The organism is Paenibacillus sp. FSL F4-0100 (assembly GCF_037993005.1).
In the GTDB taxonomy this organism is placed as follows: Bacteria; Bacillota; Bacilli; order Paenibacillales; family Paenibacillaceae; genus Paenibacillus_AQ.
Genome location: NZ_CP150303.1, coordinates 3,541,060 through 3,552,370, shown reverse-complemented (window position 1 = coordinate 3,552,370; position 11,311 = coordinate 3,541,060). Strand labels below are relative to the sequence as shown.

Sequence of the window (11,311 nt, the reverse complement as noted above, 5' to 3'; positions counted from 1 at the left end):
TTTTACATTGCTAGGTGTGAACATGACAAGGCACAAGTTCCAGGCATAGAAAAAAGCCCCGCTGAGGGGCTTAGTCAGGCTTATAATTCAGCATAGGGATCCGACTGCGTGATCATTTCGAACGGATAATTTCATATTTTGGTTTCACGTTGTTGAAATCCGGATTCGTTCCGCTTACCATTAAGCCCATTCCCCAATCGAAATGAACATCCGCGGTAGGCACATCCGCAGCGTCACGATATTGGAACAGGATGTTTCTCCGCGTACGGTCGCTCCGGTTCACGTCCGAGCCATGAATGGTCAGGTAATTAAAGAAAAGCACATCGCCCGCCTTCGCCGGGCACGGGGTTCCCGAGGATAAGGGATACTCCTTGTGGTTCAAATAATAAGCGCCGATATGCGGCAAAACGCCCTGTTTATGGGATCCTGGCACAACGCATAGGCAGCCGTTCTCCATATCGGCATCGTCCAGATGAACGCTGGCGGCTAACATGGTGTGATCGCGATGAGGGAAATATGGATAATCTTGATGCATGGGAAAAGCGGCCCCGTTAGCAGGAGGCTTCACCAGCATTTTCGAGTGATGCAGTTGCACGTTCGGACCGATGATTCCGTTCAACACTTCTGTCATTCGGGGATGGATTGCGGCTCTCATGAACGCGGCATCATGGTAGTGCACATCGTGAAAGCCTTTCAGAACCAGCTTCTTAAGCTGCTCAGGCGGCAGGAAGTCACCTTGCCAGGCATGGTTTTGATCCGATTTGGCTCGTGCCGCCCTTTGGATGATCCCATCAACCGCCGCTCTCATATCCTCTACTTCCTGTTGATTATAAACGCCTCGAACCAGCAGGTACCCATTGTCTTTGTAAAATTGCATTTCCTTCTCGTCCATCATCACCATGCACCCTCTCGATATGTTATGGTTTATCTGAGTTCATTATAGTAAGGGCAAGCGAAATCGTATTTGCACGAAGATGACGACGTTTTGCAATATCACGCCAAAGGAGCTGCTAATGCCTTGTATCAATGGAGCAAAAGCGAGGAACGTCTTAATCGTTATGCTGGACGGCTTGAAGGTGAAAGCCTCTCATTCCTCGTCTATTACTGGGGGAGTGTCCGGCATTTGACGGCCAATTCCTTACACCGCCATTCATTCTATGAGATTTGTTATGTGGACGGTGGAACCGGTGTATATATGGACGGAGATCAGACTTATCCCTTATATGATGGGGTCGCCTTCTGTACGCGCCCAGGTCGGTTACATCAGATCAAAGACGTAAACAGTCTGAATCTGTTATTCGTCGCGTTTGAAGCGATGGAGAGACCGTTTGCCCAAGAAGTAACAGTGAAATACGTAGAGGCTCTTCATCGATGTGCCGTTTGGACCGAGCATGCGGGCGATTCGCCTGCCATCCAAATATGGAAATCCATGCTGATGCGCTCAGAACCCGAGGCATCGCTGCCTGCATCGCTCTTGCCCAAGCTAGCACATGTACTCCTCCAGTCCTTACCTGTCCTGCTCGGGGCTTCCGGCAGCTTCGAAAGCGCGCCTCTCTTTTCATCCGCGTTACAACTCATTCAAAAGGCCAAATTGTACATAAGAGACAACCTCAGCAGGCCTGTGTCACTACCCGAACTGGCGGCTTACCTGAATGTGTCCGAACGGCACTTATCCCGATTGTTTGCGGAAAGCATTCATGAATCCTTTTCCTCCATGGTTCGCACCGAACGCATCCGGGCGGCCGAGTTAATGCTCCAGCATACCCGTGATCCCATCAAGGTGATTGCAGAGCGAACCGGGTTCTCATCCGTTCATTACTTCACAAGGCTGTTCACCAAGTTCAAAGGTATTCCCCCTGCCGCTTATCGAGCGAAATGGGCCTTAGAGGCGGATCATAAGGAATGATCTCTCGGACCAATGTTACCGCTCATAGATATTTCCTACGGGAACCGTTATGCCAAGCCAATCCATCACCGCTTTGAAGTTCGGGTGTACCTTGTATTGTCAAATCGTTCATCCGCACGCCGAAAATATTGGATTAGCGTCCCTCATCGGGGTACCATCCGCAAACTGGTGTTAATAGTAAGGCGTAATCCAATCATCAGCGTCATGAACGCCCAGTATTTTAACAAACAGACGATTCCAATATCGCTCTATGGCCTCATAGGCTTCATCGCTTTCCGAATAGTTCCAATTCATAACACACCATCCTAAGCATCCGTTATATCATCTTCAGTCGTTTCATAGATTCTCTCCATAAGGGATACTCTACCATATCTCATTCCTGAGTTTGAATTCCCCATGCTTAACCACGGTGACTTGGCATGTTATAATTCGGTTAATATGCTGGAAGGGATGAAATAAATGCTGGAACTGGAAGCGGCTTTAACTAGATTCATAGAACAACAGGATTTATATAATCGAGATTTCGGGCTCTTCACCGATCATGAAATACGACAGCGGTCCGAAGTTCAACTGCCGACTGTAGATGAGCGCATAACACTGTCTCCTGAGCTTAGTTATCTATACAGCCATTATGAGATGGTTGACGCTAAGGCCGAAGGAACCCATAAAATGAAGAACGCGGCGGTTGAGATCGGAGAATCGGCTGTCATCTACTTTGTGTCTCCTGAGCATCTGGTCCGGCAGCAAATGGGCTATCGCTGGATTAGCGACGAGAGTGAAACCGTAGAATCGAGCATTTGGCCAGCTCATCACGTCGTGATTGCCAATGTGAATGATGATCCCCTGATCGTTGACGTCCAAGCCAGTGGTTCACCCGTATACGCCGCATTCGAAGGTGGCGAGCCTAAACTGGTCGCGAATTCGCTTGCGGATTGCTTTCACGCGCTGTCCATTCTCATTGAAGGAGCTCTGCTTTTCCAGGGTGAAACCAGCGACGAAGAAACTTATGAGACAAAACCGGATTTTCTCGCCCATGTGATGCCATCACTGACTGATCTTTTGGGAAGCGAGCAAATGGATGCCCTGCTGGAATATTTATCGCTTCAGTAAAGATGTCTGGACGGCCAATTAGACCGTAACGATACAAGGCATGAAACCGGTAGGTGCAAGGGTTCAATGTGCTTAAGGAAAAATAGATAAGGAGATTCACATGACAGGGACTTTAACTTTAATCCGTTATAACGGAACCGAAAAACACGCTTTGGTCGAATCCAAAGCCTATGCCACCCGAACCCAAGTCAATGAACGGCCGCAAATCATGCTCTGGTTTGAGACGGAGACGGATCCCGAGCCGCTCCAGTGTTTACCGGATTCGGATGAATTACTGAACAATCCGGACGCGGAGCTTACGATTTATCTAGATACGTTAAAACTAGATGAGTTTGCACCGCTGCAATTTGCGATAGCCCATGGTTATAACGAGAACTCCAGAAGCCTGGATGCAAGACTGTATTATTTTGAGCACCAGGAGGTAAATGATAACCGGGGACGCATTGAGTATAGAGGAAATGGCGTATTTTACGTATATTGGACCGGATCAACGATGGACGTCGACTATTATGACGGCAGTAAACCGGATACCCGGTTGGAGCTGGAAGGCGAATTTACGATGGAGAAATACGAGGATTGGTTATAACGAAAATACATAATCTGCAGCAACACCTTCCACCCCCGTAGAGCCAACCACTTCGTTGTGTGCTGGCTCTACGGTTTTTTTACGCATCATAACTGCATATCTCATTTCTCTTTCAGTATCAGCGGTTAGCTAAAACCGAAAACACGAACCCCCCACTGCTTTCTAGTTCAATCATATCAAAGTATTAACAAAACCTACCTCCTTCTTACTCCTTAAATGCACCGTATACATACGCTCATTTTTTTGTTGTTGAATGTACCCTTAGGGGAGGTTTTATACTTACATTGTAAAAACAGCAAGAACAGAAATTGAGGAGGTTTCATTGTTATGAGAACTTTGGAAATGTGGTTTGTCATCTTTAATCTGATTATGCTAGGTTGGTTGATCTTTGCTCGGAACAAGCCGCAGCGACATCTGATCTTTGGTTTCGGTATATCTGCCGTACTCCTGCTAGCGCACATTCTTATCGAAGGAATGCGTTGGCAAATGATCCCCGCCTATGCAATGACGTTTATCCCGATCATGGTGTTGGCCTTAAGGTACATTCCCAAATCAAAGAAAGTCAAAAAGAAGGCCTTCCCATTTAAAACCACGTTGATTGCTGCACTGGCCGTGCTGTATTCTACTATTGCGGTGACACTGCCTCTCCTGCTCCCAGTATTTAAGTTTGAAAAGCCGACGGGGCCCTATAAAATAGGAACGGTGACTTATGATTGGAAAGATGAGCTGCGTGAGGAAGCAAATACGCCGACACCTGACGATAAACGTGAGTTAATGGTACAAATCTGGTACCCGGCCAATCCTTCGGCGAAAGGCAAACAAGCGCCATATGTCTCACACCCCGATATTTTCGAAGATGGATACAGCCAAGCGCTCAATATGCCTAAGCAGTTGTTTAAAAACCTTGGACTGATTAAAACGCATGCGATCAAAGGTGCAGAACTATCGAATAAGGAAACTACCTACCCGGTTCTCCTATTCTCGCATGGATTCAATGGAGTTAAGAACCAAAACACCTTTCAGATTGAAGAGTTGGCCAGTCATGGATATATCGTAATCGGCATTGATCACACGTACTATAGCACCACTTCCGTATTCCCTGATGGTCGTGTTGTAAATTTTTCTCCTCTGGAGGATAGCGGGTACGAATACTTAGATCAATTAAATAAGGTCTGGGTGGAAGATACGATGTTTGTAATCGATCAGGTTGAGAAGATCGCGGTGAATGATCCGGATCATCGGTTTACAGGCCGTATGGATACGGACAACATGGGCATGTTTGGTCACTCCTATGGTGGGGCGACTGCCGTTCAAACCCTGTTGAAGGATCCCAGACTGAAAGCTGCCATCAACATGGACGGTGGATTATTCGGAGAACAACGGCTTCCAGAGGATGGAGTGAATGGACCGTTCCTGATGATGAGCGCTGACGACACACTAGCAGGAACTGCCAATATGAGCGATGAGAATATCGCTTCCCAAGGAACAACAAGAGAGGAGCTGGACAAGTTCTTTGATGAAGTGTTATCACGATACAATTCCGTGGCATCGGGTGAGAACTATTGGCTGAAGATAAAAAATATGAAGCACATGGGCTTCTCTGATACGTACTTGCTTTCACCTGTGCTAGCATGGATGGAAGGTGTTGATGTGCGAAATGCACATCGCCTGATTAACGAATTCAGTCTAGATTTCTTTAACCATTATTTAAAGCAGCAGCCGTTTAAATTAATGGAACAAAATATTGGAGAGCATTCTTCGTTTTCACTGCAGAAAGGCGCAGACTGAATTCCAAGGATGCATTTAACTTCTTAGCCGGGGCGTTATCGCCCCGGTTATTTTTTCAGTAATGCGTGGTCACATATGTCCGAGCCTCCATTCGATGCCTTGAAGCAGTAAGTTGTTCCCTTTTGAGAACAAGCGGTATTCCGGGCTTAAAATTGCGCACAATGTATTGAACCGTTTAATACGTTCAGTTCTAGGGCTCTTCGCATATTCCGCAAAGTAACGGAAAACATCCTCTTGGTTCATCGACTGTTCGGCGTTTGCATACAGCATGGCCGCATTCTCGACGATGGATTGCACGAAAGGACTACCAGCTGGAAGGTTGCGCTCCAAGGCTGTATTCAGCCGGTTTTGGATATCCTCAATCTTCTTGGGCCATACGGAGGCACCCCATCTTGGCTGGTTGACCATGTTGAAAAAAAGAAATTCATCTTGGACCAGGTCCGGAATAAACTGGGGATCGTTAATTAACGCCTGTAATTCATCCCAGACAAACGCTTGTTTAGCCGTTATTTTGACTTGATTAACAATACATTTATTAAAGAAATAGAGAAATGATCTTCTCCATTCCTGAGGGACTCCATCCAGAAATTTGGAATCCTCCAATTTATCCATCATAAATTGATTCCGCTTCTCACTATTGGTTGTCCGTGTCTTGACCAAGTCTTGAATATAATCTAACGAATCCTCGTCGTGTGTCTTCGCTTGACGCAAAATCGAGATCATACTCGTCAGAGTGCTAACTTGCGCCTCCAAGGACTCAATCTGCCAATCCAAGGCTGAAGCAATTTCGATTTCGCCAGCTATGAGCCTGCGTATCTCATCAATTTCGAAATCTAGAAAGCGCAGCGTTGTAATGAGTTGTAAACGCCAAATATCATCCTTCGCATACAGCCGGTGCCCTCCCTCGGTGTAATTTGAGGGCTTAAGCAACCCGATCTTATCATAGTAACGGACCGTTTTTACAGTAGACCCCAACAATGCAGCAACTTGTCCGCTCGAATAAGTTTCGTCTTTATGTGTTACGGAATTACGGTTCCCATCTCTCTGTAAGCTGATCTCTTTGTATGAATACACTCCACTCACCTCAATTAGATAGTATATACCATCTTAAGTCGCATGCCTTCATATAAAGCTGTAGGACATGAATAGAACCCTAAGGAATTAAAGATACCGCGAGTCTGCGGTTTCTTGAGACTTAAACGCCAAACTGTTTTAGATGATGGTCCAGATGCTTGTATAACCCTTTTCCCCATTGCTCCGGGGTCAGTTTACCGAAGAATGAATGGGGCTTCGTGGTACATCTCTCAGGTCCGTTCTTTTGGAACGCTATGATTTTTTCTTTCAATCGTGCTCTTTCCATTTCAAATTCTCTTGCATCCACAATCATAATATCCGGAATGGTAGACATATTGCGGGGTAACGGTTTGTCATTATAAAAAACGGGCTTCGCGAAATTCCCTACCAACCTACCTAACCAGCCTCTTGGCGGGTTTGTGATGCCCATGGCTATGTCTTGGAACGCAGAGCAGTGAGCCAGCATTTTGGCAACATCCATTTTTCCCCATAACGGTTGTGATTGAGAGTTTAATGTGTCGATTCGGTTTAATATTTGGGTCATATCCAATTGATTGAACATACTATTCATGATTGATTGCCTCTCCCTATAATAAAATCCATGTCTAAACACCTGATTACATTATAGACGACCCATCTTCGGACATTTCTTCTTGATTGCTTTCTTGATTTAATATTTAAAAAAAAGAATTAATATCATTAGACCTGTGAACGAAAGAGAAGCTGCTGCCAATAGGATTGAGACTTGATGACGCCTGGTTTCGCGTATATATTTCCACTCCATATACCCGCGAAAGCAGAAGATTACGGTGAATAAGAATGGCCATATGGGATAGGGTCTGCTCCTATCCATGGTCCATACAAGGATGAGTATCGGAATTAATAAAGCCCATGAGCCCAGAAGATACCATTTATACACTGGGGTGTCACGCATTTCTTCCTCCCCAACATCGATGATCTTGCTTAGGACCCATTGACCAACACAAATAACAAGGATAATAAATGAGTATAACCCCTCCATTATCATCCTCCTTCAATTTAGGGCAATAAACTAAATACTCATTCTACGTTACTCTACAACCATCTCATAAAAAATCCCTTTGATATCTTCACATGACGTTCTTGTGCCCATGTTTCCAGCTGCCTGATCCCTTCCGCCTGCTCCTCAGCGAACGTAAAACATAACTTTAAGGGGACTAATTTACGCCCTTTTGGCTTGATCCCGATTACCCGCTTCTTGTTATCGTTGATCAATAAACATGCTACAGCTTCAGCGTTTATTTCTGTACCGTTTATAACAATTCCGTCTTGATGCATTTCCATCACACTTGGCTTCTTCACGTAGGTTCTATATACGGTGATGACGAATACGGCGGAGCAAAGAACCAACCATACAATCCATACATAATAAAAGATGTCCTTTTCTTCATGGCCTCTTATTATGTTGCCAAGAAGAATAGCGATTAAAATCAACATCGAAATCATCAATCTGCCCCCTGACGGAGCAGAAACTCGAAACATCCTTTTCTTATTCATCTCATATCTCCTATCTTGGAATCAAGATGGTTCTGTTTTTCATCCTTATGTATAGGTTCATTATACTTGAACTAACAAAATGTGGTAACCAGTATGTACAAAAGCAATAAAAAAAGCCCCGATTTCAGCGGCAGCTCGTGTCTAAGTATTCACATCATCTCATATAAATAGCAACTTAGAATTACATGATCAACACCTCGTTTTCTAGAAATCATCGGTAAATTATTCATTCTTACTGTTTATTCCCCAGAAGCCAAACGATTCGATTCGATCGGTTTGCTTAGCCAATGCTCATCGGTTTGTACGTGATTCTTGCGTACAAACTTGGCAACGCTGCGCTTAAAATCGCCATAAGCGAATGAGGAAGCCAGCCGAACCACATAACCTTCCTGCTCCCCTCCGCAGTTTGACTGCTTCGTATAACAAGCTTTGGCAGCAGCCTCGTCCCAGATTCCCCGGTACAAGACAGGAACCGTTATAAGTCCCAGACGTTCCGCCCAAGCCTCCGTCTCGTCCCATGACAGGCAAACATTATACTCATTCCACACCGAAAACAGCATGTAATAGGCAGGCAGCGCCGAATACGAAAGTGAATGCTTGGCGTATACGTTTTCCCCGCAGAGACGATATCCTTCCGGAATCAAAAACTGGATGCCACCATGCAGCGTCTTCACATAATGACGCGAAGGATGATCCTTGCTGTCCAGAGATCTGGCATGGATGAAATTGGGGTACATCGTGGTGTTTTCCCCGTCCATTTTCTCGGTAATGACAACTTCCTGCCCCGTAAAATGATCAGTACTCCGTAAAATCTTATCGTCATCCGTATAACCTCTGGACCAGGGCAAATGCATCGTTTTGGGATATTTTATTTTCATCGTTGTTCACCTCCTTATTTGCCGAAAGTGTCGGCTTCTGCGAAGAAATATAGCTCGGCCAGCATATCTTCGCCTAACAAATGATAGATCTTGGATGCCCCGGCATCCCCTCCATGCAAAATTTCCATATGAAAGCTTACAAGTTGAACGACGTGCTGAATAAATGCATCATCATATCCGAGGTCCTTCAATGTATGGCAGGTTATGCTTGCCGATACATGCTCATGCCCATAATAGGAATAATAACCTCTTGCTTGCTTCCATACTTTGCAAAACGGCTTACCTGCGTCATGGAGCAGCGCTGCTAATTGCATAGCAAGCAAATACTCGCCTTCATAGAAAGCATTGATATATTCCAGCACGGCAAACGTGTGCTCCGACAACGTTTTGGAATGATGCGGATTCTCCTGATCATATCCCAGCATCACGTTGAAATAGGGGGATTGGGACAAATAGCCAAATAACTCATCATGACCCGGTTTACGTGTTAGCAGCGCTTCCAGTTCTTCTCTTGTAAGCTGAGTTTCGCCCTGCTCATGAACGAGATGCAGTTCACTGAATCCTTCACCCCTTACAGGGAATTCAAGATTTTTGGCAAATTTCGTCATGACCTTCTCATCGAGCCGGCGTTTTCGTCCCTTGACTCGTTCCAGAGCCACTTCATATGGGGTTGTGCAGATATGGCACTCCACTGATCTATCGCCAAATCGCTTCAGGAACTTCTGTCTCCGCTCCCGGCTGACATTGGTGGCATCAAAAACGACATTTCGTCCGAACGCAAGCGCCTGTTCGATCTCGGCGAAAGCTTCGTCAAATACCAGATACGTATTTTTCTGTTTGGATTCGCTGCCGAACAATCTTTCACGGATCGAGTCCGTCGCAACGATGACGGCCCGCTGGCTTTTACATAATTGTTTGGCATGATAGCTTTTTCCGCTGCCGGGTATCCCGACCAGCATATGAATCGTACACATGTAATTCACCTCCCTTCAGGTCTTGGTTCGCTTGGTGTCATGTTTACGTGTCCGGAGGGATAAACGACTCAACCTTCTAATGGACATCGCTTATCGAAATCCTTCCTCTAAACAATGTACCATCCTTACGGAGTGTTTAAGTAAGTAGAGAACTTTTATACTCAACTTTTACATACCTATAAAAAGGCTGATTGCCGCAGGTAAGAAGTCCTGCATGGCAATCAGCCTTCATAACATGCCTACATATCATATCTACTCAATAACTTTCCCTTTTGGAGCAGGAGCGGTCGTATCACGCTCCACCAGCTTGACGGGGATCAGTGTCCGGTCCGGTGTCTGTTTCCCTCTCTCCAACCTGTTTACAACATGTTCTGCTGCTTGGCGTCCAATCTCGTAAAAATTCTGCTCAACGGTGGTCAGCGGGATCATGACATGCTCTGTGACAGGGTTATTATCAAAGCCTATGATCGAAATATCCTCCGGAATGCGGATCCCTCGTTCCAAACAGCGGTTCAGCAAGTTGGCCGCGATCAGATCATTCTCCGTCTGAACAGCCGTTACCTCTTCCGCACGGTAAGAGTCCAGCAGTTCATTATAAAATCGCTCAAAGCCAACCTTCTCCCGATAATCCTTCATATTCAGCCTGATATAACGGCTATCGACGGGAAGCCCATGGTCCTTCAGCGCTTGGCAGTATCCGAAATAACGGTTACGCACCGAAGAGGTCGATTCAATGCTGACCGCTGTTAGAAACGCAATCTTTCGATGACCGAGCTCAATCAATCTTGATACGGCTTGATAGGACCCATTGAAATTGTCGGAAACCACCGCCCCTAGCGGCAGACTGTCAAAATATTTATCGATGGTTACGATCGGATAATCTTCAAGGCATAGTCGATGCAGAATGTCGTAGTTCGTCTGATCGTTCCGCGGATACAATATGATGGCCGCGATGCCCTTTCGGGTCAGCATTTCCAGCAAATCCCGTTCTTTCTGGGAATCATAATCACTTTGGTGAATGCTCAAATAATATCCGTTCGCGTTGAGCCAGTCCGAAGCTCCGCGAATATATCCCATCGTACCGCGGTCGTCTTCGGAAGGCAGGATAAGCGATATCATTTTTTCCGTTCCAACCGACCGCTGCTCCTGTCCACGTTGCCGGGGTTTGACAAAGCTGCCGCTTCCCTTGATGCGGTAGATAAACCCGTCCCGCTCCAGCTCCTCGAGTGCTCTTCTTGTTGTAATACGGCTCACGCCGAAGGTGGAGCTCAGCTCGGCCTCCGTGGGAAGCTGGGCTTCAGGAGGATAGTGGCCCGAAGAGATTTGCGATTTCAGCTCGTCCATAATCACGCGGTACAGCGGAGGTTTATTGTCTTTGGTCAACTTGGTTCTCATCCCATCTTTATCTATTTTCCAGTGTTAATCTTGTCGTACTAAAATTATAGCGTTTGCATCATTG

Annotated in this window: 13 protein-coding genes; 4 read left to right on the top strand and 9 right to left on the bottom strand. The window is 45.9% G+C overall.

Going from position 1 to position 11,311, the window contains the following annotated elements; genetic code table 11:
- Positions 1-112: 112 nt before the first annotated feature.
- Positions 113-895: a phytanoyl-CoA dioxygenase family protein gene (locus MHH48_RS16085; RefSeq protein ID WP_076323287.1), complete on the bottom strand. Its 783-nt coding sequence runs from the start codon at positions 893-895 to the stop codon at positions 113-115.
- 123 nt (positions 896-1,018) lie between these two features.
- Here MHH48_RS16085 and MHH48_RS16080 point away from each other — a divergent pair, with 123 nt between their 5' ends.
- Positions 1,019-1,906: an AraC family transcriptional regulator gene (locus tag MHH48_RS16080; RefSeq protein WP_076323286.1), complete on the top strand. Its 888-nt coding sequence runs from the start codon at positions 1,019-1,021 to the stop codon at positions 1,904-1,906.
- 171 nt (positions 1,907-2,077) lie between these two features.
- Here MHH48_RS16080 and MHH48_RS16075 read toward each other — a convergent pair whose 3' ends face one another.
- A complete protein-coding gene (locus MHH48_RS16075) occupies positions 2,078-2,200 on the bottom strand; it encodes a hypothetical protein (RefSeq protein ID WP_256720576.1) in 123 nt (40 codons plus the stop codon).
- 165 nt (positions 2,201-2,365) lie between these two features.
- Here MHH48_RS16075 and MHH48_RS16070 point away from each other — a divergent pair, with 165 nt between their 5' ends.
- The 3 genes from MHH48_RS16070 (at position 2,366) to MHH48_RS16060 (ending at position 5,390) form a co-directional block, all read left to right on the top strand.
- The gene (locus MHH48_RS16070) at positions 2,366-3,016 is read left to right on the top strand and encodes a hypothetical protein (protein ID WP_076323285.1); all 651 of its coding nucleotides are present in this window, start codon (positions 2,366-2,368) and stop codon (positions 3,014-3,016) included.
- 100 nt (positions 3,017-3,116) lie between these two features.
- A complete protein-coding gene (locus MHH48_RS16065; RefSeq protein WP_076323284.1) occupies positions 3,117-3,602 on the top strand; it encodes a hypothetical protein in 486 nt (161 codons plus the stop codon).
- Positions 3,603-3,929: 327 nt separating this feature from the next.
- Positions 3,930-5,390 carry an alpha/beta fold hydrolase gene (locus tag MHH48_RS16060; protein WP_076323283.1) on the top strand — a complete coding sequence of 487 codons (1,461 nt, stop codon included), beginning with the start codon at positions 3,930-3,932 and terminating at the stop codon, positions 5,388-5,390.
- Between the two features lie 69 nt (positions 5,391-5,459).
- Here the strand turns inward: MHH48_RS16060 and MHH48_RS16055 are convergent, their stop codons facing one another.
- From MHH48_RS16055 to MHH48_RS16025, 7 genes are all read right to left on the bottom strand, one after another.
- Entirely contained in the window at positions 5,460-6,464 is a 1,005-nt protein-coding gene (locus MHH48_RS16055) for a MerR family transcriptional regulator (RefSeq protein WP_076323282.1), read from the bottom strand.
- 121 nt (positions 6,465-6,585) lie between these two features.
- Entirely contained in the window at positions 6,586-7,035 is a 450-nt protein-coding gene (locus tag MHH48_RS16050; RefSeq protein ID WP_076323281.1) for a DUF1569 domain-containing protein, read from the bottom strand.
- Between the two features lie 99 nt (positions 7,036-7,134).
- The gene (locus MHH48_RS16045) at positions 7,135-7,398 is read right to left on the bottom strand and encodes a DUF4181 domain-containing protein (protein WP_340390703.1); all 264 of its coding nucleotides are present in this window, start codon (positions 7,396-7,398) and stop codon (positions 7,135-7,137) included.
- 140 nt (positions 7,399-7,538) lie between these two features.
- Positions 7,539-7,949, bottom strand: coding sequence for a hypothetical protein (locus tag MHH48_RS16040; protein WP_256720621.1), 411 nt, complete (start codon positions 7,947-7,949; stop codon positions 7,539-7,541).
- Positions 7,950-8,239: 290 nt separating this feature from the next.
- Positions 8,240-8,878, bottom strand: coding sequence for an RNA ligase family protein (locus tag MHH48_RS16035; RefSeq protein ID WP_076323278.1), 639 nt, complete (start codon positions 8,876-8,878; stop codon positions 8,240-8,242).
- Positions 8,879-8,892: 14 nt separating this feature from the next.
- On the bottom strand, positions 8,893-9,852 hold the full coding sequence (locus MHH48_RS16030; RefSeq protein WP_076323277.1) for an ATP-binding protein: 960 nt from the start codon (positions 9,850-9,852) through the stop codon (positions 8,893-8,895).
- Between the two features lie 252 nt (positions 9,853-10,104).
- The gene (locus MHH48_RS16025) at positions 10,105-11,235 is read right to left on the bottom strand and encodes a GntR family transcriptional regulator (RefSeq protein WP_076323276.1); all 1,131 of its coding nucleotides are present in this window, start codon (positions 11,233-11,235) and stop codon (positions 10,105-10,107) included.
- Between the last annotated feature and the right edge of the window lie 76 nt (positions 11,236-11,311).

Bases quoted from the DNA above. Each gene is read 5' to 3' on its own strand.
- MHH48_RS16075 (WP_256720576.1), bottom strand. From the start codon at position 2,200: ATGAATTGGAACTATTCGGAAAGCGATGAAGCCTATGAGGCCATAGAG.
- MHH48_RS16070 (WP_076323285.1), top strand. From the start codon at position 2,366: ATGCTGGAACTGGAAGCGGCTTTAACTAGATTCATAGAACAACAGGAT.
- MHH48_RS16085 (WP_076323287.1), bottom strand. From the start codon at position 895: ATGATGGACGAGAAGGAAATGCAATTTTACAAAGACAATGGGTACCTG.
- MHH48_RS16065 (WP_076323284.1), top strand. From the start codon at position 3,117: ATGACAGGGACTTTAACTTTAATCCGTTATAACGGAACCGAAAAACAC.
- MHH48_RS16045 (WP_340390703.1), bottom strand. From the start codon at position 7,398: ATGCGTGACACCCCAGTGTATAAATGGTATCTTCTGGGCTCATGGGCT.
- MHH48_RS16030 (WP_076323277.1), bottom strand. From the start codon at position 9,852: ATGTGTACGATTCATATGCTGGTCGGGATACCCGGCAGCGGAAAAAGC.
- MHH48_RS16040 (WP_256720621.1), bottom strand. From the start codon at position 7,949: ATGATTTCGATGTTGATTTTAATCGCTATTCTTCTTGGCAACATAATA.
- MHH48_RS16060 (WP_076323283.1), top strand. From the start codon at position 3,930: ATGAGAACTTTGGAAATGTGGTTTGTCATCTTTAATCTGATTATGCTA.
- MHH48_RS16050 (WP_076323281.1), bottom strand. From the start codon at position 7,035: ATGAATAGTATGTTCAATCAATTGGATATGACCCAAATATTAAACCGA.
- MHH48_RS16035 (WP_076323278.1), bottom strand. From the start codon at position 8,878: ATGAAAATAAAATATCCCAAAACGATGCATTTGCCCTGGTCCAGAGGT.